Raw genomic sequence first — 25,198 nt, forward strand, 5'->3', positions numbered from 1 at the left:
TTTTGCGCATATCGTATGCATATGCACCCAAATCCCCGACTGCGTGGGCCGCTGCCATTGATGAAGAAAGAGATTTATGCCACAGAAGACAGCCTTTCGGGCAGGCTTGGGGTTCGGGCTCCAGAGTTTAAGCTGTCACTAAATAACAAAAGATCCGCTACCGAATTAGGTGGCGAATCCTCTGCTTGTCTAATTATCGATTCTCTGGAATCGGTGTCGTCTTTTTCCCTGCCATTTTTTCCAGTATCCAGACAAGAATCCCTACTGTAAGGGTGGCACTGACCGCCATGATCGCTGATCCGCCGGCATGCAGCAGCAACACGGGAACCCAGAGCAACCCGAGCGAACGATGCACGGTCCGCATCCACTTGTTACGAACTTTGTTAATAAAGAAGCCATATCCGGCGATTCCCAGCATAATGGTAAAGCTCGCAAGCCCGGTATAGGTTTTATGATCTTGAAATTTGGTAATCAAGAAATAAACACCGTGAGCGGCAATAAGAATCAAGGTCGCCCAGCCTAATAGTTTATGCATGGAATGCAACAACTTTCCGGCCATTCTAATCAACATTGATGGTGATCTCAACCTCCTCTTAAACCAGAACCAGGAGAACGCGGCTGCCCCAAGGAACACGGAGATAGTACCTAAAGTCTTAAATAGTTCCCCGTTGCCCCCATGCCCCTTCCCTCCAGGAGGGCGGCCCATGTGCCCCGCAGACACGTTGCTCACGCCACCTTCTGGCGGTCGCGGGCCAGACCCGCTACCGGAAATCGAAGATATGTAGTATTGGTAGATTACGAGTAGAGCTGCTACCGTAACTGCGATTATTGCCGGAATCCAAATGGTCTTTTTCGTTTTCATTGATCATGCATCCTTCCGAGGAAAATTGCCTTGATTATATCCGGTCAAGCTGAGAATAAAATTAAAGCAAGCTGAAAGATAGAGAACTATAAGGTCTGTTGGGGAAAAAGGAGCACAGGCAATTCAGCAGGAAGATGGTCAAAATTATCTACTATGCGATTACGTCTGTTTCCGTTACAATATTCAGTGTGGTTCTGGCATCGGCAGATTAACACAAAGTTAAACATTACTGGAGGCTTGTATTTTCTCATGCAAAACGAATCTCATTCCAATGTAAAAATCATAACGGCTGATCCTAGTGCGATCGGTCTGTTTGGCCTGGCTATTGTCACGCTTGTGGCTTCATCCCAAAAGCTCGGCCTCACTGAAGGCTTGAGCTTTATCATCCCTTGGGCTATTTTTCTCGGTGCCTTCGCACAGCTGTTTGCCTGCATTCAGGATGCAAAGCATAACAATACCTTTGGCATGACGGCATTTGGTGCTTACGCCTTCTTCTGGCTAGCTGTAGCCGGCAGCTGGATGATTAAGATGGGCGTATTCGGCCCAGAGCTGGCGTCTTCCATAGATGGCAAGCAACTCGGCTTTGCCTTTGTGGGCTATCTTATCTTTACGCTGTTCATGACCATTGGAGCGATGGAGACGCATAAGGTCCTGTTCTTTATCTTTGTCCTGATTGATTTTCTGTTCCTGGGCCTTAGCTTCGATGCATTCGGTGTTGCTCCAGAGATATTCCATACCCTCGCGGCATATTCCGAAATGGGCATTGCTCTCCTCTCGCTGTATGGCACAGGAGCCGCCGTTCTGAATACGCATTTTGGCCGTACATTCCTGCCTGTAGGACGGCCCTTCGGTATTTTCAAGCCACGTCCTTAACTGTATATGTTAGCCCGCAAAGCCGCCTTTCGCGCCGATCCGCGTTAAGGACGGCTTTTTGGGTTATCATATGACCTATCACTTCGACTACCGCATGAATGGAGAGAATCGTTTAGTGAATATAAAAGCCCCCAATGGAAATGATATACATATAATGTAATCAAAGGGGCTGACTGTAAAAATGACGCATAGTGATTCTCATACCATATTTCCGCAATTTCAGGAATCGTATTGGTTAACTTCAACTGACATCCCTAGTTTTCCCAAGCTTGATGGGGATATTCAGGTGGATGTTGCCATTGTAGGTGCGGGGATGACTGGTATTACCACCGCTTATTTACTGTCTAAAAAAGGATTAAACGTCGCTGTTATCGATGCAGGACGGATACTTCATGGGACAACGGGCCACACGACCGCCAAAATTACCGCGCAGCATGATTTGATCTACAGTGAGTTTCTCTCACATTTTGGCAAGGAGCAAACCCGGCTTTATTACGAAGCCAACCACGAAGCTCTTCAATTCATTAAACAAACGGTAGAGGAATACAATATCGATTGTCAACTTAAAGAAGAAGATGCCTACGTTTATACATGTGCAGATACGTATGTAGAGAAAATCGCCGCCGAATGCAAAGCCTACGAAGAATTGGGCATCCCGGGAAGCTACGTCGAGCAAACGCCTCTGCCGTTTTCAACTAAAGCAGCTATTATGATGGAAAAGCAGGCCCAGTTTAATCCGGTTCCTTTCTTAAGGTATTTGGCAAATCAAGTCATCCGTCAGGGCGGGAAAATTTATGAGCAAACGACCGTTGTAGGTGTGGAAAAGGGCAATCCTGCCATCGTTAAAACCAATGACGGAAAGAAAATCACGTGCAACCATGTCGTATCCTCCTCCCATTTTCCATTCAATGACCTTAATGGCCTTTATTTTGCACGATTGTATGCCGAACGTTCTTATGTACTAGCGGTCAAGAGTGATAAGATCTATCCGGGTGGTATGTACATAAGTGCTGAAACCCCCAAACATTCGCTCCGCTCGGTATTGATAAACGGAGAACCGATGGTCCTCGTCGGTGGAGAAGGCCACAAAACAGGCCAAGGAATCTGCACCTTTCAGTACTATGAAGCTTTAGAAAAGTTCGCAGAGCAAACATTTGGAATAAAGGAAATCATGTATCGCTGGTCGGCCCAAGACTTGTATACGCTGGACAAACTCCCCTATATCGGACAGGAAGTATCCAGCATCTCTAACATCCTCGTTGCTACGGGTTATAAAAAATGGGGGATGACCACAAGTGTCGCGGCGGCTTTATTAAATACGAAACTGATTACCGGAGAGGGAAGCCCGTACCAGGATCTTTTCTCCCCCGCAAGGTTTCATGCGGACCCTGACATTAAAACATTTGTGACTCAAAATGCGAATGTGGCTAAACACTTGATTGCAGGGAAGTTGGAAATAAACTACAGAAAAGCCGAAGAATTGCAGAATGACGAAGGAGCAGTCATCCGGGTAAACGGCAAAAGGGCGGGTGCTTACCGAGACCTAGAAGGGGCACTGCACCTGGTGGACACAACTTGCAGCCATTTGGGCTGTGAAGTTGAGTGGAACGAGGCGGAAAGAACATGGGATTGCCCTTGCCATGGTTCCCGCTACTCGTATCAAGGCGAAGTAATCGAAGGACCGGCCAAAAAGTCGCTTGGCAAGGTCGCCCTTGACTAGCATAGCGAGTTGACAATTGACCTTAAACGAAACCTGCCAAGCCGCCTTTCACACTGATCTGCTTTAAGGGCGGCTTCGGTATTCGGGTTATTGAAGCTATCCGTCCTGTCCAGTCTTTGGAATCGGCATCATTATGTATGAACAGAAGCACTGCCAAGGGCTTCTGAGTAGAGTGAATCTATTAGAGAGCTAGAGCTTCTTCTGTAATCTTCTTGATATCAATGGATGAAGGCGTTTCTTCCTTAACCATATCCGGCAGGATATTTTCCAGAAAATAATCAACACATTTCAATCGAATATTTTTGATTTTTACAAGTGCATTGCGATACATGACAATAAACTCTTTTTCGGTATTTCCCCGCTGAAGCTCAGCAAACGCTTCGTACACCTGATCCATCTTGTCGGCAACCTCAAGAATCAAACCTTCTACAGAATCATCCTTGCCTTCCCGTAACTGTTTGCGGAAAATCGCTTTAAACTCCTCTGGAATGTTCTCTTCAATAAAATATTCGATCATCCCTTCCTCGACCTGCTGAATTAATGACCGGAGCTCCTTGGAGGAATGCTTCACAGGCGTTTTAATGTCTCCAATAAAAATCTCTCCGTAATCGTGACTGCTTGTGATCTCGTAAAGCTTCTTCCAGTCAATGCTTACGCCATTCCGCTCTTCAATATCAGCCAGCGTTTTGGCATACTGCACCACTTTCCATGAATGGGCGGATACACTGTGTTCTTCAAATTTAAATTTGCCCGGGCAACGAATAATTCTTTCCAACTCATTCAGTGATCGAAAATACGCGTGAATTCCCATCGTTGCATCCATCCTTTTCACATGTATGAGATAGTGGAGATACCCTGATTATAAACCTCAACTATTAACAGCAGATTATCGCAATATCAAGCTGAGTGCACAAATATAGCACATACACACAATTTGCTATACACTTTAAAAAAAGAGTAAAAAGTGGTGAAATCGTTGTTCAAAATCCTGCTGATTGAAGATGATGTAACTTTGTTCCATGAAATGAAAGACAGATTAACTCAATGGGCTTATGATGTGTATGGGATTCAGGATTTTAATAAAGTTATCCAGGAATTTTCTGGAGTAAAACCTGATCTAATCATCATTGATATTCAATTACCGAAATTTGACGGGTTTCACTGGTGTCGGATGATTCGAGCTCACTCCAACGTTCCTATCCTTTTTTTATCATCCCGTGATCATCCTGCCGATATGGTGATGTCGATGCAGCTTGGAGCTGATGATTTTATCCAAAAACCGTTCCATTTTGATGTGCTTATTGCAAAAATACAGGCGACTCTCCGCCGCGTTTATAATTACAATACCGAGCCCGTTTCCCTGAAAACATGGCGCGGAGCTACGGTGGATTATGAAAAAAATCTAGTCGCCAATGAGGATGGTACGGTCGAATTAACCAAAAATGAAATCTTTATTCTCAAACGGCTCATCGATCAAAAAAATAAAATTGTCTCCCGTGAGGAATTAATTAAAAGCCTATGGGATGATGAACGTTTTGTGAGCGACAATACCTTAACAGTTAATTTGAACCGATTGCGCAAGAAACTGGACGAATTGGATTTGGGACGGTTCATTGAAACAAAGGTGGGGCAAGGCTATATAGCTACAGAAGAGGTATCGGACTATGATTAGGAAATATCTGCTGGAAAGGATAAGCTGGATTCTGCTGTTTGTATGCCAGCAATTGCTTATCCTTCTCATCGCTTATGTGGATACGACAATTCCGTTGATGCCGATCCTATATGTCGTTTTTTTATCTGTACTGGTTTTCTCGTTGTTTATAATCGTCCGCTATTCCAGAGAAACCAGGTTCTATAAAGCATTGGAGGAATGGGAGGGGTCGCTCGAGTTAATAGGGATGGGCGAGCCGGAAAGCCCGTTTGAACGCATCATTGAACACAAAATCGTTACCCAGACCGAACGTTTGCAGAAGCTCATATCGCAAAATCAATTGGCCCTGGAGCACGAAAAGGATGACTTATTATCCTGGATTCACGAGGTCAAAACACCTTTGACTGCCATGCATTTGATGATTGAGCGACTGGGCGACCCGTCCCTAAAGGCTCAGTTAACTTATGAATGGCTGCGAATCCACTTGCTTCTGGACCAGCAGCTCCACCAAAAACGTATCTCTTTCATTGAAAATGATTTATATATAGAACAGGTGAACTTAAAGTCTGTCGTTATCCAAGAGATCAAAGCCTTGCAGTCATGGTGCATCCAAAAAGGGATCGGCTTTGATATCCAATTGGAACAACCGGAGGTTCTGTGTGACGCCAAATGGCTTGCTTTTATCATCCGACAGCTCCTGACCAATGCCATCAAATATAGCGATCATTGTGATATTATCATTCGCAGCTATGAGCGGCATGACCGCACACTGCTTGAGGTTCAAGATTTTGGCCGCGGCATTGATCCGAAGGATATGTCCCGTATTTACGAAAAGGGCTTTACATCCACGACCCGGCATTCGGATCATGCTTCAACGGGGATGGGGCTATATTTAACGAAAAAAGCGGCCGCATCCCTGCACATCCATATGGATGTGTACTCCAAACCGGACGAAGGTACAACCTTTACTCTAATCTTCCCCAAACGAAACGATTTCGTAAGTATTGCGAGCATGTGACAGAGATGTCACATGCTTTTATATATTGTTCGCTCAATCAAAGGAAAAACAACGTCCCTGTTTTTATAATAAAGCGACAAGAACAATAAGGAGTGCATCAAAGTGAATATTCTGGAAGCTCATAAAATTCACAAAAGCTACGGCAGCAAGTCAAATATGCAGGAGGTATTAAAGGGAATTGATATTCTGATTGAAGAGGGCGAATTTGTAAGCATTATGGGCGCCTCCGGCTCAGGCAAAACCACACTGCTGAACGTCCTTTCCTCCATTGACCACGTGAGTTACGGGTCCATTAAAATCAATAACATCGAAATGACAAAGATGAAGGAAAAGCAGCTGGCGGAATTCCGCAAAAAGCATTTGGGCTTTATTTTTCAGGAATATAACCTGCTGGATACGCTAACCGTGAAGGAAAACATTCTTCTTCCTTTATCCATCACCAAGACGCCTAAAAAGGAAGCCAACCGCAGATTTCAGGAGGTGGCTGCAGAGCTGGGGATTTATGAGCTGAAGGATAAGTATCCCCATGAGATTTCGGGTGGACAAAAACAACGTACATCGGCTGCGCGGGCATTTATTCATGAGCCCAGCATTATTTTTGCTGATGAACCTACAGGTGCGCTGGATTCCAAATCAGCCTCGGATTTATTGAACAAGCTGGGCCAGCTAAATCAGAAGCGAAAGGCCACCATTATTATGGTCACGCATGATCCTGTCGCTGCCAGCCATTGCAGCCGGGTCATTTTTATCAAGGATGGACAAATGTACACCCAGCTTCATAAAGGGGAGCAGGAAAGACAAAGCTTCTTTCAGGATATTATGAAAACCCAAGGGGTTTTAGGCGGGGTCCAATATGAACATTAATCAGCTAATATTCAAGAATTTGAAGAAAAACCTGAAAAATTATAATCTCTATGTGTTTGCTCTCATTTTCAGCGTTGCCCTCTATTTTGCTTTTGTCACCATACAATATGATTCTTCCATGGATGAAATAAAGGGATCTATTAAGGGCGCGGCTTCTATTCGTGCTGCATCTGTCCTGCTGGTTGCGATTGTCTGTATTTTCCTTTTATATGCAAACACTATTTTTATAAAAAGGCGCAGTAAAGAAATCGGCTTGTTTCAATTAATCGGAATGACCAAACATAAAATTTTCCGTATCCTGAGTATGGAGAATTTAATTTTATACTTCAGTTCCTTATTCATCGGCATTATGGTTGGCTTTTCATTTTCCAAATTAGTAATCATGATTTTGTTCAAGACGACTGGCATTGATGCGATTGCTACTTTGTATTTCTCTAACCGGGCGCTTGTGCAGACACTTATCGTATTTTGTATGATTTACCTTTTGATTATGCTCATGAACTATTCCTTTATCAGAAGACAGAGTATTTTGTCTTTGTTCCGAGTCACCTCAACAACAGAGGGGAAAATCAAAAAAATATCCATCTTTGAGATGACCATCGGAATCATTGGAATCTCACTTATTGCACTTGGGTATTATGTTTCTTCCAAATTGTTTGGTGGAGACTTCACAACCATGAATGAATTATTTATGGCTATGGTATTTATTCTGGGCTCTGTCATTATCGGGACATTTCTTTTCTATAAAGGGTCGGTCCGCTTTATATCGAATATCATCCGAAAAAGTAAAGGCGGCTATCTGAATATCAATGAGGTGCTGTCTCTCTCAACCATTATGTTCCGTATGAAGTCCAGCGCCGTGTTATTGACGATTATTACGACGGTGTCCGCCCTGTCCATCGGCCTGCTTTCCTTAAGCTATATCGCTTTTTACTCTGCGGATAAAATGGCTGAGGACAATGTGCCTTCTCATTTTGCAATGACCAATATACCAGAGGCGGAAAAATTCAAAATGCTGCTCCACGAGCATGATATAAAGTACCGTGAAAAGAAAATCGAGGTGATCCAGGTTCGTGTGAACACATCGCAAATCATGGAGACTCCTCTGAAAGGAGCGAATATAGGTCCAAACTCCATGAATCTGCCTGTCATCAGCGACCAATCCGTGGCCGTTACGGATGTATCCCCAGACCAAACGATTTTAACAGGCTATAATGACTTGCTGCAGAAATTCATGTCCTTGAAAACCTCGGGTCCACTGGATTTGCAGGGAAAAAACCATGTCATCCATCAACAGTTTTTGGGTCTCAAAAAGGAGTATATAATTCCTTACTACTTTACAGGCGGAGGGCTGCCTACGGCCATTGTGGACGAGTCTGTATTTGAGCGGTTAAAAAAGGATATCAATCCTGAAATTCAAAGGGATTCGACATTATATATCGGGATTGATCTCCTCGACGAAAAGCAGCTTCAAGAAGCCGATCGCCTCTTCACGGACGCTCATTTTAGCGAGCAACAAGCATCCCGCCTGGACATGAGCAGCAATCAAAAAAGGACGATGGGCACCATCATGTTCATTGTCGGCTTTTTGGGGCTAACCTTTCTCATTACATCCGGCTGCATCCTCTACTTTAAGCAAATGGATGAAAGCGAGGACGAAAAAGCCAATTATACGATTCTAAGAAAGCTGGGATTCACACAGGATGACCTGCTCAAAGGCATTCAATTAAAACAAATCTTCAATTTCGGCATTCCCTTGGTCATTGGCCTTTCGCACAGCTACTTTGCCGTCCAATCAGGCTGGTTCTTGTTTGGAACCGAAGTGTGGATGCCGATGATCATCGTGATGGTACTATACACGGCCTTATACTCTGTTTTCGGGATACTATCCATCCTGTATTATAAAAAAGTGATTCAATCGGCATTATAATGGCAAAAGCCGATAAGCCCCGGGCATTGTTTTCTGGAATGTCCGTGCTTCAGACGATTTGATGCTTGCAGGTCCGTTAACACTACAGATGGAGCATTCTTGGGGACAAGGTACTGACGCTAGGATTGCTGGAAGGTCTATGGGGTGTCGTTAGCCTAAAGTGGCTGTTGCTCATCTTTTTCGATCCGCTGGACCTGAACAAGAAGCAAATTCTTGTTTTAGTGAGCGGAATTGTATTCAGCGCAGGCTCGGGAATTTACGCTATGCTTGAAGCAAGTTAAAAACCCCGCCCCACCCTGCACAGACAGGGCGAGCGAGGTGTTAGGGCTGGTGTTCGCTTAGCGTAAAGGCTCGAATCCTTCTAATTGCTTTATTCTGCTGTCACCTCTCAGAGCCCGTTCGGGAAAAGCGCGTCAAATGCAGGACAAGGCAGTTTGTCGAGGAATTCCTGAAGCGGCTTCGGCTTATGATTGTAAATATCCTTTAAAGACGTTCCGTTGTAAATATTGCCGATGACTACAGGATGGCATAGCTCACAGATCAGGATATCGCCGTTCCCGTGAAGATGGAGCTGCTTCTTGCCGTCCACGCAGTTGGAAAAATATACGCCTGGCTGCTCTTTAAAGTCCAGTGCCTCTGCAAAACGGTCCATGCAGGTAAAATACAGCTCGGTATCGTCCTTTTTGTGTGCGATCAGGTCATGAACGGAACGGACGAGCGCTTCCTTGGTGGAGATCGCATTCCAGTTGGTATGATCCATCACGATGCTGTTCTGGATTTCATGGATACGCACACCGAGTTCATATACCATTTCACTAATAGACCGCATGTTATTCTGTGTTTCCTCAAACAGCAAAGTCTCCAGCACGGTTTCCAGTCCGGCGTCAGTACATAACCGAATATTCTGCACAATTTTCTCGTATATGCGGGGATGCACATGATAATAAGCTGCATATTTCTCGGGGTCCGTAAAATTAAAGGAAATATGAATATTGGAAAGTCCTGCGTCACGCAGTCTCTCAATTCGTTCAGGACTGAGCAGGCTGGCATTGGTGTTGAGCTGGGTAGCGATTCCCTTGCTCGAACAGTGAGCCACAATATCCAGACAATCCTCATACTTCAAGGTCACTTCTCCCCCGGATAGACGCACACGTTTTAACGTTGGAATGTCGTCAATAATACGAATGACTTCCTTGCTGCTGATGCATTGTCCGTCATTTCGCTGGTAGGCGCAACAATAATCACACTTGAAGTTGCAATTGGAGGTCACCCCTACTTCCAGTCCCTCCAGCTCATAGATGCCTGGCTTCTCCAGTTCAAGCGATTTATATTTATTTTCTGTACTCACTTTGTCATGATCCTCCCGATCTCAGGCGTGTATCTTAAATTCCCTTGAGATTATACAGAATGAAGTTACCTCAAAGATATGATTTATCGTGCATTTGGCCTTTTATTGCCCCCCACAAATGTGAACGATATGTGAACTGGGCATAGTTCTCATTTCCAAATCCATACTGAGTATATCTGTGGTAAATGGAGGCGGAATATCGTGGACAAAAGGATGAATCTGCTCATGTTCAGCGGCGATTATGATAAGGCGATGGCTGGGCTGATCCTGGCAAATACAGCTAGGGAGCTGGATGTGGAGGTTACGATGTTTTTTGCGTTCTGGGGGTTATTTCTGGTACGCGATCCTGAGAAAATGACGCATGAGGATAAAACCATATACGAGAAAATCATGGGCTGGATGACTCCGAAGGGACCAGAGGCTCTACCGCTGTCCAACATGAATTTTAGCGGCCTGGGCAAGCTGATGCTGATGGAAATGCTGGAGGACAACGAGGCTCCGAAGCTGATCCATTTCCTGAAAGGAGCCCGGAAGAAAAACGTCAAATTTTATGCCTGCAAGCTATCGGTGGAAATTATGGGGTTTAAACCGGAAGAGTTTATTCCTGAGCTGGAAATTATCGAGGCCAAAACATATCTGAAAGACGCGCTCGAATCCGACATGCAACTGTTTATATAAAATGGACTCACGCCTTGTCCGGCTTGTGGATGAGGCTCTTATTCTGACCAAATGATGACATTCGCCTAATTTTTTTTAACCTATTCAGGCCTACCTGCGTACCCTAAGAAGACAGAACGACTTGGGAGGCGCCGTATGCTCATGGCACGAATCGGAAGCAATTATTGTAGGTATCAACCTTCTAACGAGGCTTATTTCCAGAGATACCGCGACAATACCATTGGATATTATCAGGCCTTTGAATCCCCTTATGGACAAAAAAGGCTGATTTATGCGGATTGGGCAGCCAGCGGTCGCCTGTATGGACCCATTGAGGCAAAAATAGCAAACGATGTGGGCCCTTTTGTAGCGAACACGCATACGGAGTCTAATTTGACAGGTACTCTGATGACCCAAGCCTACGAAGAGGCGAAGCAAATCATCAAGAACCACGTTCATGCCAACGAATATGATATGATCCTGTTTGCCGGGTCCGGCATGACTGGTGCGGTGAATAAGCTTCAACGGTTGTTGGGACTGAAAATACATGAGAAATTAAAGCGCCTCTATCCGATTGCTGAAAAAGAGCGTCCAATTATTTTTGTGACACATATGGAGCATCACTCCAATCAAATCTCCTGGGCAGAAACCATTGGGGACGTTGTGTGCCTACCTCCCGGTCCCGGCGGTATCGTCGATCCAGCTCAGCTCGAACGGCTGCTGTTCCAATTCCGGCATCGTCCGCTCAAGATCGGCGCTTTTACAGCCTGCTCCAATGTTACAGGCTTTGAAGTACCGATTTACCAGTTATCCCGCAAAATGCATAAACATGGCGGTATTTGTTTCATTGATTTTTCTGCAAACGCGCCTTATGCTGCGATCAATATGCACCCTCCCGACCCCCTTGAGAAATTGGACGGCATTATCTTTTCACCTCACAAATTTCTCGGTGGCCCCGGTACAAGTGGCGTCTTGATTATGAATTCGGAGCTATGCCCCAATTATGCTCCCGACCAGCCTGGAGGCGGCACGGTAAACTGGAGCAACCCTTGGGGCGGATACGAGTATAAGGATAATATCGAAGCACGTGAGGACGGGGGAACCCCCCCTTTCCTGCAAGCCATCCGAACGGCGCTCTCCATTCAGCTGAAGGAACAGATGGGGCAAAATCGCATGCTACAACGCAAAAAGGAATTAACCTCATTATTGCTACACGGCTTGAAAGCCATACCCGGCCTGCACATTCTGGGAGGAAACAGTCAAAATCGGCTTGGCATTGTATCTTTTGTTGTGGACTGTATTCACTATAACCTGATTGTAGAATTACTAAATGATCGGTTTGGCATTCAAGCCCGGGGCGGCTGCTCCTGTGCTGGAACCTACGGACACTATTTGCTGGGGATCGATCAACAAGCCTCTAATCAAATGGCAAATCTGATCCATGCCGGGGATTTATCGCAAAAACCGGGTTGGGTGCGTCTGTCTCTCCATCCCATGATGACCAATCAGGAGGTTTCTTATCTTACTTCCGCCATACGGGCCATTATAGAAAACATCACGCTATGGCAAAAGGATTATACCTATCAAGCGGATACAAACGAATGGCGATGTATGAAAGAATACAAAAAAATAGACATCCGCAAATGGTTTTGTTTTAGTGATTAAGAGACTGCTGTCCGTTGCCTTCTTTCATAATCTCCATAACCGGACAGCTCAAAAAACAGATTATATGAATAAAAAAGGAGCGACCGATCTCATGGCCTACTCCTTTTCCGTTTCTCTATTAAAGTAAAACTGCTTATTGACTCTCAGCCTCCCACTGGGATATCTCTTCGCGCACCCGTGGCGCCACCTCTGTTCCCAGCAGCTCAATAGCCTTCATCACGTCCTCATGCGGCATCGTTCCGACAGGCACATGCAGCATAAAACGTGTAATTCCCACCTGTTTGCGCAGGTGAATGATCTTTTGGGCAACCGTTTCCGGATCGCCTACGTACAACGCCCCTTCAGGGCTGCGCGCGGTATCAAAGGTGGAACGGGTGTAAGGCCCCCAGCCACGCTCACGTCCAAGCACATTCATAACCTGCTGGGTGGAAGGGAAAAACTTCTCTGCCGCAAGCTCCGTACTTTCCGAAATGAAACCGTGCGAGTGGGAGGCTACCGGAAGCTGCGATGCGTCATGGCCTGCGTGCCTAGCCGCCTTCTTATACAGCTCCACCAGCGGTGCAAATTGCACAGGGCTGCCTCCAATGATCGCCAGCACCAACGGCAATCCAAGCAAGCCGGCACGGACTACAGATTCCTGGTTCCCCCCGCTGCCAATCCATACGGGCAACGGATTTTGAACCGGACGCGGGTACACGCCCAAATTGTTAATGGCAGGCCGATGTCCGCCTTTCCAGGTCACTTTTTCGGATTCACGTATTTTCAACAGCAGCTCCAGCTTTTCATCAAACAATTCATCGTAGTTATCCAGATCATATCCAAACAGCGGGAACGATTCGATAAAAGAACCCCGTCCTGCCATAATCTCAGCTCGTCCATTCGAGATGCCGTCCAGTGTGGCAAAATCCTGAAACACCCGCACCGGATCATCCGATGACAGCACCGTCACCGCACTGGTTAGCCGAATGCGCTGAGTCTGTGCCGCCGCGGCAGCGAGTATAACAGCCGGAGCAGATGCCGCATAATCTATACGATGATGCTCCCCCACACCATACACATCCAGCCCGACCTGATCTGCAAGCACGATCTCCTCAACAACCTCACGTATCCGTTGCGCATGGCTAATGACCTCACCCGTCTGAGGATCAGGTGTTGTTTCTACAAACGTGCTGATTCCTATCTCCACTGGTTCTACCCCCTGTTTTCATGTTTCGTTCTCATCGGCTGCTTTCACAGCAACCATTTCAAAAACCGATATCTTTATATTGAGCCTTTCTCGTCAATTTATCAAGTTTTCTTTTGGCTGCCTGGGGCCAGTCAAAGGGAACATCCCACGCCCAAAAGAAAAAGGAGAAGCTCAAGGGGCCTCTCCTTCCTTTTAAACCTAACTTTTTTTCACAAACTCCGATTTTAACTTCATTGCTCCAAAACCATCGATTTTGCAATCAATATCGTGATCTCCATCCACCAGGCGAATATTCTTCACTTTGGTGCCAATTTTCAAGACGGACGAGCTTCCTTTAACCTTAAGGTCTTTAATGACAGTTACAGAGTCACCATCCTTCAGGACGTTGCCATTCGCATCTCTGACGACTTTTACGTCTTCATTGCTTGTAGCTTCTGACTCAGACGACCACTCATGAGCGCATTCAGGACAAATATAGAGGCTCCGATCCTCGTAAGTATACTCTGAATTACATTTAGGACAATTTGGCAAATTAGACATTGTTATTATGTACTCCATTCATTTTTAATTCTATTGCTGTGCCAGCCTTCTTATCTATCAAGCCTGCTCCAAGCCTTGCCTGGAGTTCCATACAAGTATATTGGATAATCAGCACTGATGCCACCCATAGATGAAATAAATTTGGAAATTCCCAGTCATCGTCCTTATAATGAAAACGGATGCCAACCTTCCCGGGCCAGCATCCATAAGCATGAGCAAAGCTATACATCTGGAAATGTACTAACAGGCTTACGCCTTTATTTTTTTACCAGTTCGCTGATTCCTTGGCTAAGCGGTGTAAGCGGTCTGTTCAGCAGCTTCTCAAAATCACTGCTCACAACATCCAAAGCCCCTTCGCGAATCGCCTGTTGAATTCCAACCACAATTGGAATTGCGGCTTCCGGGACGCCCGCTCCAAGCATCGTTTTGGCATACGCCGCATCGTCTACTTGTTGTACAGGGACATCCTTGCCCAACACCACGGCGAGTATTGCCGCCAGCTCTTCCTGGGTAATGGGCTTGCCCGAGAGCTCATAAATAGTGTTCTCGTGGCCTTCACCAGATAAAACGGCTGCCGCCGCTTGCGCATAATCTGCACGGGTGGCCCAGCCTACCTTGCCGGAGCCTGCCGAGGTCAGCCAAGGGGCTCCTGCCAATACGGCTTGAATCGTGCCAGCTTCATTCTCAAGATACCAGTTATTGCGCAGGAAAGAGTAAGGAATGCCCGATTCACGAATGAATTCCTCTGTGATGCGATGTACAGGTGCCAGGAATAAGGTGCTGTCAGTGGCATTGACTACGCTAGTATACGCGATAAAGCTTACTCTCGCACGTACAGCAGCGTCAACAGCCGCCTTATGCTGGCGGATTCTCGTATCATTATCCCCGTCTGCGGACACAATCAGCAGACGGTCTACACCGGCAAAGGCCTGATCCAGCGTCTCTGGCTTGTCGAAATCACCATGACGAACGTCAACGCCGCGAGCACGCAGGCTTTCTGCTTTTTCCGGGTTTCGCACGCTAACAATCAAATTCTCCGTCGATACCGATGCGAGCAAAGTCTCTGTCACGATAGAACCGAATTGTCCTGTTGCTCCTGTTAAAGCTATTTTCATATGAAATCCTCCATTTAATTTTTATTTACCTTTTCATAGTAACTATAAATAGTATGGAAGTCCATACACCGCTCCGCTTCATGCCAGAAACCACGCTCGGCTTGAGGACAGCTTCTTTAATTCTATTCATAAGGGATATTTATATTATTTTATTTGTTTATAGGATGTTTTCCTAAACATGGAATGTAAATTAGCCGTTAATATAAGAGGCGTGTTTTAAAATGATTGAATATTAAAAAGAGGTGTATTTTTTGGAGAACCAGCACATGTCACAGAATCCACAGGAAACATCAAGACAGATGTACACTCGGCATAGCCAAAATTATGGAGCAGAAACCAATAGGATGGCTGAAATATCCAAAACCTATGGCTTGTCTATTTTGTTTATGCGGTGGGGAGCAACGGTATTTGATTTCATATTTTTTGTGATCGGTTATATTTGTTTATTTATCTCTGTCATTCAAATAACAGATAGATGGTTTCTGCCTTTGGCAATTGCATCCCGTTGTATCCTGCTTATCGCTTTTATCTGCTATTATTTGCTTTTAGAAGGTTATACAGGCTATACGCTGGGGAAGTTCGTTTTTCGTATTAAGGTGGTTAACGCGGAAGAAAAGCCTCCTGGTTTTCTTAAATCGCTAATCCGCACCTTGCTTAGATTGGTTGAAACCAATCCCTTGCTAATGGGTTCGTGGCCTGCTGCTATCAGTGTGCTCGCCACTGCTTCAGGACAACGAATTGGCGATTTAGCGGCAGGCACATATGTTGTAAAGGTACGGGATTTGGAGCCGATTAGCAAAAAGGCAATGAAACGTTCGCTCTTTATATTTTTTACCGCAATGGTGATCTTGGGCGGCTCGTTTGTTAATGCTATTTCTATATGGCTGCATAATTATCAATCTTCTGAGGCTCCAGTGAGCATGAAAAACAAGAGCTATGTAAGTAAAGATGGGCGGTTTCAAATCTCAGCCCCACTAGACTGGTCAACAGACCCGGACGGTGAAGGACGATCAGATATTGCGATATTCAATCCATACATCGAAAAGTCCGTTGTGGTACTGTCCAACTCGAAAAGGGAATTGGGCAATGTAACTCTCCAGTACTACACAAAGAAAATTCAAAACAACCTGACCAAAAGTTTTAACCTCTCTACTGTAGGACCTTCATCTGACACAACGATTCATGGATATCCTGCCATTGAGTTTACGATTAAAGGACAAAAAGATGTGAACCATTATATAACTCATGTAGCCATCATTGAGACCGAAGAAGATTATCTTCAGATACTCGCGTATACGCCCGCATCTAAATATAACCGTTTGAAGAAAGAACTGCATGATATTATCTACAGCTTCCGCGAGGTTCGTCATTAGACTGAGGCATTATCATCGGTAGTGGTGAGCGCGAGCGAATCGGGACTGTTCATCAAGGAGCCTACACTCCAAAAATAAAAAAAGAAGCGGCTCAATATCACATTGATCTGCTTCTAAAAACTTCAACAGTATATGTAAGACAGCTACCTCATCCTGATACATTGCATCCGTGTAATGAGCCGTGTTTCTACTTCATTGGCTGCTCGCTGAATTGAAGCACCCTTGCAATATTCTCGCATGTGCGCTCTACATTTTGCGGCCCTTCAGCCAGCAGCTTCCCCAGCTCCGAGGCTCCTGGCACGATGCCAAACACCGCATCTATGCCCTCCTTGTACAACGTGTCTATCCCTTCTCCGATGTAGCCAGCGATCGCAATGACCTTTTTGCCGGATTGCTTGGCCGCCTGGGCTACTCCATACGGCGTTTTGCCGAATTTGGTCTGAAAATCAATACCGCCTTCCCCCGTAAAAACGATATCCGCATTCGCCAGCTTCTGCTTTAATCCGGTGTATTCGATCACAATTTCAATGCCTTTTTGCAGCGCTGCCTGAGTGAAAATCAGCAAGCCCGCACCCAATCCGCCTGCTGCGCCTGCGCCCGGAAGATCGCGCACATCCTTGCCCAGCTGCCGCTTCACCACATCCGCGTAATGAGCCAGATTGGCATCCAATTGCTGTGCCATTTCCGGGGTTGCCCCTTTTTGCGGGCCGAATACATGAGATGCCCCATGCTCTCCGCACAACGGATTCGTTACATCACAGGCTACAATCAATTGTACCTGTCGCAGGCGAGCATCCAGTGACGAAATATCAATGCTGGCCAATTCACCCAGACTGCCGCCGCCGCAAGGGAGCGTGTTTCCCTCCGCATCCAGGAATCTGGCACCGAGTGCTTCGGCCATCCCCGTTCCGCCATCATTCGTAGCACTACCACCAATGCCGATAATAATTTTTCGAATCCCTTGATTCAGACATTCGCGGATTAGCTCGCCCGTACCGTAAGTTGTAGTCTTGAGCGGGTTTTTGTTAGCCTTGGTGACCAGGTGGATTCCGCTGGCGGACGCCATTTCAATCGCAGCCGTGGCGCCGTCTCCAAGCAAGCCATATGCGGCAGCAACAGGCTCTCCAAGCGGCCCGGTCACCTCGATATAGCGAAGCTGCCCGCCTGTCGCATCCACCAGTGATTGCACCGTTCCTTCGCCGCCGTCCGCCATCGGAACATGGACGTAATTGGCTGTCGGATAGACCTTGCGCAATCCATTCTCCATCGCGATACACACTTCTTTGGCGGTCATGCTTTCTTTAAAGGAGTCCGGCGCCAGCACAAATGTTTTCTCACTCATCTTCTCACCCCGTCATGAATATTAAAATATAAATCCATACATCAATGTCGCTACAATCGTCATCGCGCCACCCACAATGGCTTCGTAAGGGATAAGTCCCATCCGTTGCTTAATGCTCATTTTCATGCTGTCTGCCGTCACATGGAAATAATTCCCCTGCGGCAAGGAGTCGATCACCGTAGCCCCGGTATGCACCATCACCGCTGCGGCCAGCGGGGCCGTTCCCATGTTAAGAATCGCTTCTCCGAACGAGCCTGTCGCCAAAATAACTCCCGTAGAGGTCGACGCTGTGGCAGCCGCCGTCATTTTATTCAAGCCGGAGGCCGAATACTTTAAAATATGGCTTCCTTGTCCCATAGCCAGCATACCCACAATCCCGGCAACCGGCAAAATGTACATTGCGTCTACCTTGAAGCTCGATAGCACGGCAATGCCAGAGATGGAGCCAATCGGGTTAATCATCAGCAAAATAACAGCTACCAGCGGAGCTACAATGGCCCGTCCCAGCGGCGGGTATTTCGAAGTATCCACATCACTGTCCACGGTATCCTGTTCAGATACCTTCACACCCTTGGTTTTTAGCAGAGACGCCTACCAGAAAGGTCATCAATAAACCGCATATTGCAGGAACCACACCTGCCAGCATCACGTGGCTCAAATCGAGATTGAATCCGCGTGCCGCTGCAATCCGCCCCCATCACACTTTGCGTACCGCTGATCAGCACACTAACGGTCTGCACCAAATTGACTCCGCCCAATAAAGCGCCTGCAATGGCTCCCACAAATAAAGCGTAAACCGGATTCAGCTTTCTTAATATCAGAATAATTGAATAGCCAGCCCTGCCAGAGCTCCTATCCAACTGATCGTCAATCCTTCCATCTGCCTAACCCCCCGAATGATTTTGATTGCGCTTTCATTATATCGATTACGAAATGCAAAAAATATTGAAGAACAGACGAAATTGATTACATTTGCACATATAAAAAGCCCACATCCCCCTTGCAGGAGACTGAGCTTATGATTGATATTTATCGCTTTTATCTTATTTTTGAACAATCGAACTGGCTGTTTCGGTTGCACCTTTTGCCTCACCGTGTCCTGCGCCAAATAAATTCAGTACCACTACACCAATTACAATGAATGCAATACCTATGATACTACCCGTATTGATTTTCTCTTTCCATATCAATACGGATATCAGCGTTGTCGCCACAGATCCTACACCTGACCAAATGGCATAAGTCATATTTAAAGGAAGCGCCTTAAGCGTTAGAGAGATAAAGAAGAAAGAGATAACAAACGCAACAATCGTAAATAAAGTCGGATACAGTCTGGTAAACCCTTCGGAAGCTTTAAGCATTGAAGTTCCAATGAGTTCACCAACAATAGAAATCGCCAAGAAAAGATAGGCCATTATTCATTCTCCTTTATATGTGACTTCAATTTTTCCATAATTTTTGCCTCATCTCTTCATTGGGAGAAGCGAGCCCAAACATATCCGCAAGCCACAAACCGTCTATAACGAATCGAACTATCGTAGAACGAACAGGGTTCAATTCATCGTTTTCGATTTTATTTTGGATGTTACATACTCGTCCTGAAGCAGCTTTAGCATTTGAGGATTGGTAAAATGAGCTGCAATGGATATCATGTTCTGCCCTCTCATTAAATTCGGCGACAAAGATGCTCGATAGTTGTTCAACCATACCCACAATCAATTCTTCTTTATTCGGAAAATGGTACAGCAAACCCCCTTTACTTATCGCTTTCTTAGCAACGGCCTCCAAAGTTAATTTTTCAACTCCTTCTATTCGATCCATATTGCTCTATGTATTCTTACATATCAGTTAAAAAGAAAGAAGCCTTGGGACCACCTCATTGCAGCCAAGACTTCTTTATTAATGAACTATTACTTCCCTTTACTATGACTTACAATATGCTCTCTATGCCGTCAGTCTCGCCAATGGTGCTAATTGCGCAGGTACTGTCTTAACCATTGAAGCGCAGGGCGTTCCTTGCCGTTCGAGTTTAGCAGATGTGTGTTCTCCTTCCAGGTTTGTCCCTGGATATACCCCCAGATCGTAACTCCCTTCACTGAGGGATGCTGCCAGAGTACCGGGAACTTCTCCTTGTATCTGGCAAGCTGGGTGTTATCATCACCAGTTATATCCAGTTCCGACACATAGATTGGCAATCCAGTTGCCGATAATTTGTTCAATACCGTATTCATCGTATTGACTGAGACATTATCCATGTTGAAATGGTGACATTGTATGCCAATTCCATCAATCAGCCCTCTACTCTTGAGCAGATTAATAATCTTCACATATTGGTCCGTTAATGAAGGATCGCCGATAATTCCATACTCATTAATAAGCAGCTTGGCATTCGGAAAAGCTTGTCTGGCCTCCTGGAATGACCATATGATCCAATCCCATCCGGTCGATCCATCACCGCCAATGGCATTGCGGTAAGACGGCTTCTGATGCAGTGGCTCATTCACCACATCTACAAACGCCGCATTCGAATAGCGCTGACCGGCAGCTTTAATCCACTGAGTCACTTCCGCCTTCTGATCAGCAGCCGACAGTCCGCGAATCCATCCTGGCTCCTGGGCGCCCCATACCAAGGTGTGAAACTTGAATGTGAAGCCATTGCTGCGGGCGTAATTGTAGGCCATATCCGCTTGCGACCAATTCATGTTGTTGCGACTGCCTTCGACCGAACCCCATTTGGTTGAATTCTCCGGTGTCACCTGATTCCAGTACGTTCCGTAACTGGAAGGAACACTACCGGCAATAACATTCCCGAGGAATTTGCTGCCATTTGCCAAACCGGCATTCGCCTGATTCACCAGAACAGACGATAACAAGACGCCCGTCAACGCCAAACTGCCTAACAACTTGCCTGCTTTAACTCCCAACATAAAATCTCCTCCTCACACGTATAGGTTTTAATGACTTTCGTCATCTAATAAAGCACTTACATTCCCAATTATAATAATTAGTAGTATTTTCCGCTACGTGTAAAAATAAAGATTTAATCCGATGATTTTACATTATTTACAAGTCATTGGGATATTTTCTTTCCCCTTCATGCGCTAAGCTTTACCATGGCAGCTGATCATCCATGTAATAGAATCCGCCTGTTGGACCGTCTTCCGACAGAGTTACCAGGCGAACGGCCGTTTTTGCTCCATCCCCACCGACAGCTCCGCTTTTTCCCCACCCATCAGGTTTTGACCAGGCCAGGATGGACGGAATTAACCCTCAGGCTCGTCCCCTCGTGTTTTTGCGCCCAATAAGCAATCAGCATATTCAAGGCTGCTTTTGAAGCCGCATAAGCCGGGGCAGCAATCCGTTAAGGCACTGGAAACCGGGAAAATGATTGAAGTATGGCATGACGGTCCCTACGAGAAAAAGGGGACCAACCGATCGTAATTCATCAGGAACGGGTCGGAGTTATTGGCATTACGGGCAATCCGGATGAGGTCCGGCCTTTTTGCAATATCGTCAAAACTACAGTTTCCCTCCTGATCGAACAGCGATTGTGCACTTGCACATATAAAAATACAACAACTTGGAAAATCGTGGTTCCATTTTTAGGGGCTGATGTGTTAGAATATTCTATCTAGTTAGTTATTTGAATAACTTAGTGGAGGTGTGTATTGTAATGGCGACACCCAATAGGGTTACAAAAGAGGATTTAATTGCATCCGCTCAAAGATGCATCCAAGAGAAGGGGTTGGATAAGCTTACTTTTAAGGCCGTTGCTCAGGGGGCTGGAGTGACTCAGGGAACAGTATATTATCATTTCAAGACAAAGGAGCAGCTGATGCTCGAGATCGTTCAATCCATCTGCACTGACTCCTGGCAGGAAGTGGACACACATCAAAATACGCGTAATCCAGAAGAAGCAATCGTCCATGTACTGGAACGTGCCCGCGATCGCTGCAATGAGAAGTCCTTTCATACCTTGTTCTTCTCTCTTGTGGTTCACAGCCTGCAGAATCCGGCCTTGCGTGACCAGCTTAACGAGATGCTCGAACGTGAAAATTCACATGCAGCTTTACTGTTAGCCCGGCTATTCCCGGCAGAGAAGACTTCCAGCAGCCATTCTTTGAAATATCGGGCGGTCATGGCAAATGCTTTGGTGGACGGCCTAGCCCTTCAAGCTTTGCTGAATCCCAACTTTCCAACCGAAGAAGTTTACTCTGAACTGATTACATCTGCTTTGGCTATCGTTTCGAATCCAACAGATAAAGACGCCTGAGGAGGTTATCTGAAATGCGTTTTTTTACTTATTTTGGTTTCATGCTCTGGCTGGCTGCGACGTTAATTTTCAAGTTTTGGGGGGATGTACTTGTTGATCCAAGTCGACCTTTTATCTGGTTTTCATTTATCCTGATTGCTCCAGGTATTTTGCTATTTCTGCATTGGCTATCCAGAGATCGGAACATTTCCCCGGCGGACCGCCCAAAGGCCGCCCTACTGATCGCTATTCCGGGAATGCTCCTTGATCTCTTCAGCATTACTTTCCATTCTGTTGTTTTTCCCGGCATACCGGGAGCCTATCTGCATCTCTTTTTCGTTTGGCTGATGTGGGCTTACTCCTTGATTCTGCTTGGCGGTCTTTTTCGGCAGACTCAGGTGTAACGACAGAATCTAAGAAGAGCTCCGTCTATTTTGCGGAATAACAAAGGACACAGTCGTCCCTTCGCCAGTCTGACTGTTAATTGACAGTCCTTGCTGGATCGACAGCAGGGGCAGAAATAAGCGAACATCAGGCTCTATTTCCCAGACGATGGACAGCTATCTGAGGAAGAGAGAGCTTCTCCCAGCAAACGCATCTTTTTCGTATCAATCCTGCTAACGCTAAGAAACTCTGGATTGAATGAGCTTATTCATAACAATGAAAATTCGATTAAAGCGAGGTTTATTCCTTTTGCCTCTTGTTCGCGAGTTGCTCTTGAGCCAGACGGACCATTTCCCGAACCATCGCACCACCGATTTTGCCGCCAACATGGCCAACCGATTCTGTATCCAGATCGCCATTATAGCCGGGCTGCAAGGGTACGCCAAGCTCTTTGGCCACTTCGTATTTCACGTCATCCGGTTGATTCGGATTAACGGCGTAACCTTCGCCCTTCATTACAGCTCCTTTAAAGGCCCGCATTTCCTGTTCAACACCCGGAACTGCATATTTCCTGTTCCTTCTTGCCATTATGATGCCCCCTTGATGTCATATGCTCATAGCATGCGCCAAGGCATCAATTTTATGCCGCGCAGGAAATTGGAATGAATCAGCCTTAAGCAAGCATTTTAGCGGTGGGGAAAATTCCCCACCGCTGGCGTTGTTGCTTATATGATTTTAACGATGGAGCGGTTCCTTTCGGCCCAGACCAAGCGTCTGCGTTGTGGAATCGTGAATTTCTTGGAAAAGCTCCGGGTTTTCCGCTAGTGATACACCATAAGAAGGAATCATTTCTTTTATTCTCGGTTCCCACGCTTTCATATGCTGAGGGAAACATCTTTTTAATACTTCCAGCATTACGTTGACAGCTGTAGAAGCACCTGGAGAAGCGCCAAGCAATGCAGCTACCGAGCCATCTGCGGCACTAACCACTTCCGTACCAAATTGGAGTGTTCCTTTTCCGCTCGCCGTATCTTTGATCACCTGCACACGTTGGCCCGCTACTACGATTTCCCAGTCTTCAAGATTGGCGTTCGGAACGAACTCGCGTAATTCTTCCAGACGCTTGTCATCCGATAACATCACTTGTTGGACCAGGTATTTGGTCAATGCCATCTCTTTTGCGCCTGCTGCCAACATCGTACAGAGGTTATTGGGTTTTACAGAACAGAGCAGATCCAAATTCGAACCCGTTTTTAAAAACTTTGGCGAGAAGCCGGCAAACGGCCCAAACAGCAGTGCTTTCCGGTTGTCAATGTATCTTGTATCCAGATGCGGAACAGACATGGGAGGCGCGCCAATCTTGGCTTTACCGTATACTTTTGCATGATGCTGCGCAACAATTTCAGGCTTGTTACATACCATAAAAAGTCCACTTACCGGAAATCCTCCAATATGTTTGGACTCAGGAATACCGGTTCTTTGGAGTAAAGGCAGACTTCCGCCCCCGCCGCCGATAAAGACGAATTTGGCAGTATGGTACCCGATTTTGCCGTTATCCAGATTGTGCACTTTAACTTCCCACGAGCCATCGCTCGTACGTTTAATATCTTTAATTTTATGCTTGTAATAAACCTCGACATTTTTACTTTGTAAATGGTCAAACAACATGCGTGTTAAAGCACCAAAATTAACATCTGTCCCAGAGTCAACTTTGGTAGCCGCAATCGGTTCGTTCAATAATGTACGGCCTTCCATGATCAGCGGAATCCATTCCTTCAGTTTCTCAGGATCATCGGAAAATTCCATCCCCTGAAACAGAGGAACATCTGAAAGCGCTTTAAACCTTTTCTTCAAAAAAGATACATTTTTTTCACCTGTTACCAAACTCATATGAGGTATTGGCTTGATAAAGTCCTGCGGATTACGAATCATCTTGCTGCTTACAAGAAAAGACCAAAACTGTCTTGAGAGCTGAAATTGTTCATTAATGTTTACAGCTTTACGAATATCTATAGATCCGTCAGCTTTTTCGGATGTATAGTTCAGCTCGCACAGTGCAGCATGGCCTGTACCCGCATTATTCCATTCGTTAGAGCTTTCTTCTCCTGCGTTTGCGAGTTTCTCAAACACTTTAATTTCCCATTCCGGTACTAACTCTTTCAGCAACGATCCCAGAGTCGCGCTCATGACTCCAGCACCAATCAAGATAATGTCTGTTTTTTTCTGCATTCCGCTCATAAAAACCTTCCTTATCTTTTTAAATTTGCAAAAAAGAGCAGGCCCTCCTGCTTAGGTGATACAAGAAGCAAGGCTCCACTCAGGAACATATCTTTTCTTTTCTTTCTCCATTATAACTTAAATATAAGCTTTTAAAAATTATATCGTCTATCATCTGATAATTATAAACTACTTTTGCTA

Annotated in this window: 25 protein-coding genes and 3 pseudogenes; 13 read left to right on the forward strand and 15 right to left on the reverse strand. The window is 45.7% G+C overall.

The window, feature by feature from the left end; genetic code table 11:
* Positions 1–193: 193 nt before the first annotated feature.
* Positions 194–862, reverse strand: coding sequence for a hypothetical protein (locus JO375_RS24685; protein WP_322098687.1), 669 nt, complete (start codon positions 860–862; stop codon positions 194–196).
* A 249-nt stretch (positions 863–1,111) separates the two neighbouring features.
* Here JO375_RS24685 and JO375_RS02150 point away from each other — a divergent pair, with 249 nt between their 5' ends.
* Together JO375_RS02150 and JO375_RS02155 are read left to right on the forward strand one after the other, a co-directional pair.
* Entirely contained in the window at positions 1,112–1,735 is a 624-nt protein-coding gene (locus JO375_RS02150; RefSeq protein ID WP_229522931.1) for an acetate uptake transporter, read from the forward strand.
* A gap of 181 nt (positions 1,736–1,916) precedes the next feature.
* Positions 1,917–3,455 carry an FAD-dependent oxidoreductase gene (locus tag JO375_RS02155; RefSeq protein WP_229522932.1) on the forward strand — a complete coding sequence of 513 codons (1,539 nt, stop codon included), beginning with the start codon at positions 1,917–1,919 and terminating at the stop codon, positions 3,453–3,455.
* Positions 3,456–3,636: 181 nt separating this feature from the next.
* Here JO375_RS02155 and JO375_RS02160 read toward each other — a convergent pair whose 3' ends face one another.
* A complete protein-coding gene (locus JO375_RS02160; RefSeq protein WP_229522933.1) occupies positions 3,637–4,266 on the reverse strand; it encodes a YfbR-like 5'-deoxynucleotidase in 630 nt (209 codons plus the stop codon).
* Positions 4,267–4,431: 165 nt separating this feature from the next.
* Here JO375_RS02160 and JO375_RS02165 point away from each other — a divergent pair, with 165 nt between their 5' ends.
* From JO375_RS02165 to JO375_RS02185, 5 genes are all read left to right on the forward strand, one after another.
* Positions 4,432–5,127, forward strand: coding sequence for a response regulator transcription factor (locus tag JO375_RS02165; RefSeq protein ID WP_229523024.1), 696 nt, complete (start codon positions 4,432–4,434; stop codon positions 5,125–5,127).
* On the forward strand, positions 5,120–6,124 hold the full coding sequence (locus JO375_RS02170) for a sensor histidine kinase (RefSeq protein WP_229522934.1): 1,005 nt from the start codon (positions 5,120–5,122) through the stop codon (positions 6,122–6,124). Before JO375_RS02165 ends, JO375_RS02170 begins: the two co-directional genes overlap by 8 nt.
* Before the next feature lie 102 nt (positions 6,125–6,226).
* On the forward strand, positions 6,227–6,988 hold the full coding sequence (locus tag JO375_RS02175) for an ABC transporter ATP-binding protein (protein WP_229522935.1): 762 nt from the start codon (positions 6,227–6,229) through the stop codon (positions 6,986–6,988).
* Positions 6,978–8,918 (forward strand): FtsX-like permease family protein, encoded by a 1,941-nt coding sequence (locus JO375_RS02180; protein WP_229522936.1) that lies wholly within the window; start codon positions 6,978–6,980, stop codon positions 8,916–8,918. The genes JO375_RS02175 and JO375_RS02180 overlap by 11 nt, the downstream gene beginning before the upstream one ends.
* 125 nt (positions 8,919–9,043) lie before the next feature.
* On the forward strand, positions 9,044–9,199 hold the full coding sequence (locus JO375_RS02185; RefSeq protein WP_229522937.1) for a hypothetical protein: 156 nt from the start codon (positions 9,044–9,046) through the stop codon (positions 9,197–9,199).
* A 107-nt stretch (positions 9,200–9,306) separates the two neighbouring features.
* Here the strand turns inward: JO375_RS02185 and JO375_RS02190 are convergent, their stop codons facing one another.
* Positions 9,307–10,266 carry a radical SAM protein gene (locus JO375_RS02190; RefSeq protein WP_229522938.1) on the reverse strand — a complete coding sequence of 320 codons (960 nt, stop codon included), beginning with the start codon at positions 10,264–10,266 and terminating at the stop codon, positions 9,307–9,309.
* Positions 10,267–10,467: 201 nt separating this feature from the next.
* Here JO375_RS02190 and JO375_RS02195 point away from each other — a divergent pair, with 201 nt between their 5' ends.
* Together JO375_RS02195 and JO375_RS02200 are read left to right on the forward strand one after the other, a co-directional pair.
* Positions 10,468–10,944 carry a DsrE/DsrF/DrsH-like family protein gene (locus JO375_RS02195; RefSeq protein WP_229522939.1) on the forward strand — a complete coding sequence of 159 codons (477 nt, stop codon included), beginning with the start codon at positions 10,468–10,470 and terminating at the stop codon, positions 10,942–10,944.
* Positions 10,945–11,079: 135 nt separating this feature from the next.
* On the forward strand, positions 11,080–12,588 hold the full coding sequence (locus JO375_RS02200) for an aminotransferase class V-fold PLP-dependent enzyme (protein WP_229522940.1): 1,509 nt from the start codon (positions 11,080–11,082) through the stop codon (positions 12,586–12,588).
* A 133-nt stretch (positions 12,589–12,721) separates the two neighbouring features.
* Here JO375_RS02200 and JO375_RS02205 read toward each other — a convergent pair whose 3' ends face one another.
* The 4 genes from JO375_RS02205 to JO375_RS02220 form a co-directional block, all read right to left on the reverse strand.
* Entirely contained in the window at positions 12,722–13,774 is a 1,053-nt protein-coding gene (locus JO375_RS02205) for an LLM class flavin-dependent oxidoreductase (protein ID WP_229522941.1), read from the reverse strand.
* A gap of 198 nt (positions 13,775–13,972) precedes the next feature.
* Complete coding sequence (locus JO375_RS02210; protein WP_229522942.1) at positions 13,973–14,314, reverse strand: zinc ribbon domain-containing protein YjdM; 342 nt, start codon at positions 14,312–14,314, stop codon at positions 13,973–13,975.
* Positions 14,307–14,543 (reverse strand): hypothetical protein, encoded by a 237-nt coding sequence (locus JO375_RS02215; RefSeq protein WP_229522943.1) that lies wholly within the window; start codon positions 14,541–14,543, stop codon positions 14,307–14,309. Before JO375_RS02215 ends, JO375_RS02210 begins: the two co-directional genes overlap by 8 nt.
* Positions 14,544–14,571: 28 nt before the next feature.
* Positions 14,572–15,429, reverse strand: a complete 858-nt coding sequence (locus JO375_RS02220) for an SDR family oxidoreductase (RefSeq protein WP_229522944.1) — start codon at positions 15,427–15,429, stop codon at positions 14,572–14,574.
* Between the two features lie 344 nt (positions 15,430–15,773).
* Between JO375_RS02220 and JO375_RS02225 the strand changes: the two genes are divergently transcribed.
* Positions 15,774–16,802: an RDD family protein gene (locus JO375_RS02225; RefSeq protein WP_229522945.1), complete on the forward strand. Its 1,029-nt coding sequence runs from the start codon at positions 15,774–15,776 to the stop codon at positions 16,800–16,802.
* A 187-nt stretch (positions 16,803–16,989) separates the two neighbouring features.
* On the opposite strand, the gene JO375_RS02230 is transcribed toward JO375_RS02225, so the two are convergent.
* The 6 genes and pseudogenes from JO375_RS02230 to JO375_RS02255 form a co-directional block, all read right to left on the reverse strand.
* Positions 16,990–18,144: a glycerate kinase family protein gene (locus JO375_RS02230; RefSeq protein WP_229522946.1), complete on the reverse strand. Its 1,155-nt coding sequence runs from the start codon at positions 18,142–18,144 to the stop codon at positions 16,990–16,992.
* A gap of 21 nt (positions 18,145–18,165) precedes the next feature.
* Positions 18,166–19,024: pseudogene (locus tag JO375_RS02235) on the reverse strand (hypothetical protein).
* Positions 19,025–19,187: 163 nt separating this feature from the next.
* A complete protein-coding gene (locus JO375_RS02240; RefSeq protein WP_229522947.1) occupies positions 19,188–19,559 on the reverse strand; it encodes a DMT family transporter in 372 nt (123 codons plus the stop codon).
* A pseudogene (locus JO375_RS02245) lies at positions 19,559–19,965 on the reverse strand (TetR/AcrR family transcriptional regulator). The gene JO375_RS02240 and the pseudogene JO375_RS02245 overlap by 1 nt, the downstream one beginning before the upstream one ends.
* Before the next feature lie 149 nt (positions 19,966–20,114).
* On the reverse strand, positions 20,115–21,071 hold the full coding sequence (locus JO375_RS02250; protein ID WP_229522949.1) for an endo-1,4-beta-xylanase: 957 nt from the start codon (positions 21,069–21,071) through the stop codon (positions 20,115–20,117).
* A 305-nt stretch (positions 21,072–21,376) separates the two neighbouring features.
* Positions 21,377–21,460: a hypothetical protein gene (locus JO375_RS02255; RefSeq protein WP_229523025.1), complete on the reverse strand. Its 84-nt coding sequence runs from the start codon at positions 21,458–21,460 to the stop codon at positions 21,377–21,379.
* Positions 21,461–21,495: 35 nt separating this feature from the next.
* Between JO375_RS02255 and JO375_RS02260 the strand changes: the two are divergent.
* The 3 genes and pseudogenes from JO375_RS02260 to JO375_RS02270 all read left to right on the forward strand — a co-directional run.
* Positions 21,496–21,695 (forward strand): annotated as a pseudogene (locus JO375_RS02260) (sugar diacid recognition domain-containing protein); the annotation flags it as partial.
* Between the two features lie 122 nt (positions 21,696–21,817).
* Complete coding sequence (locus JO375_RS02265) at positions 21,818–22,417, forward strand: TetR/AcrR family transcriptional regulator (protein ID WP_229522950.1); 600 nt, start codon at positions 21,818–21,820, stop codon at positions 22,415–22,417.
* Between the two features lie 14 nt (positions 22,418–22,431).
* The gene (locus JO375_RS02270) at positions 22,432–22,800 is read left to right on the forward strand and encodes a DUF5367 family protein (RefSeq protein WP_229522951.1); all 369 of its coding nucleotides are present in this window, start codon (positions 22,432–22,434) and stop codon (positions 22,798–22,800) included.
* Positions 22,801–23,080: 280 nt separating this feature from the next.
* Here JO375_RS02270 and JO375_RS02275 read toward each other — a convergent pair whose 3' ends face one another.
* Positions 23,081–23,368, reverse strand: a complete 288-nt coding sequence (locus JO375_RS02275) for an alpha/beta-type small acid-soluble spore protein (protein WP_229522952.1) — start codon at positions 23,366–23,368, stop codon at positions 23,081–23,083.
* Between the two features lie 147 nt (positions 23,369–23,515).
* A complete protein-coding gene (locus JO375_RS02280; protein WP_229522953.1) occupies positions 23,516–25,018 on the reverse strand; it encodes a malate:quinone oxidoreductase in 1,503 nt (500 codons plus the stop codon).
* Positions 25,019–25,198 lie beyond the last annotated feature (180 nt).

Origin of the sequence: Paenibacillus farraposensis (genome assembly GCF_020736845.1) — a bacterium.
Taxonomy (GTDB): Bacteria; Bacillota; Bacilli; order Paenibacillales; family Paenibacillaceae; genus Paenibacillus; species Paenibacillus farraposensis.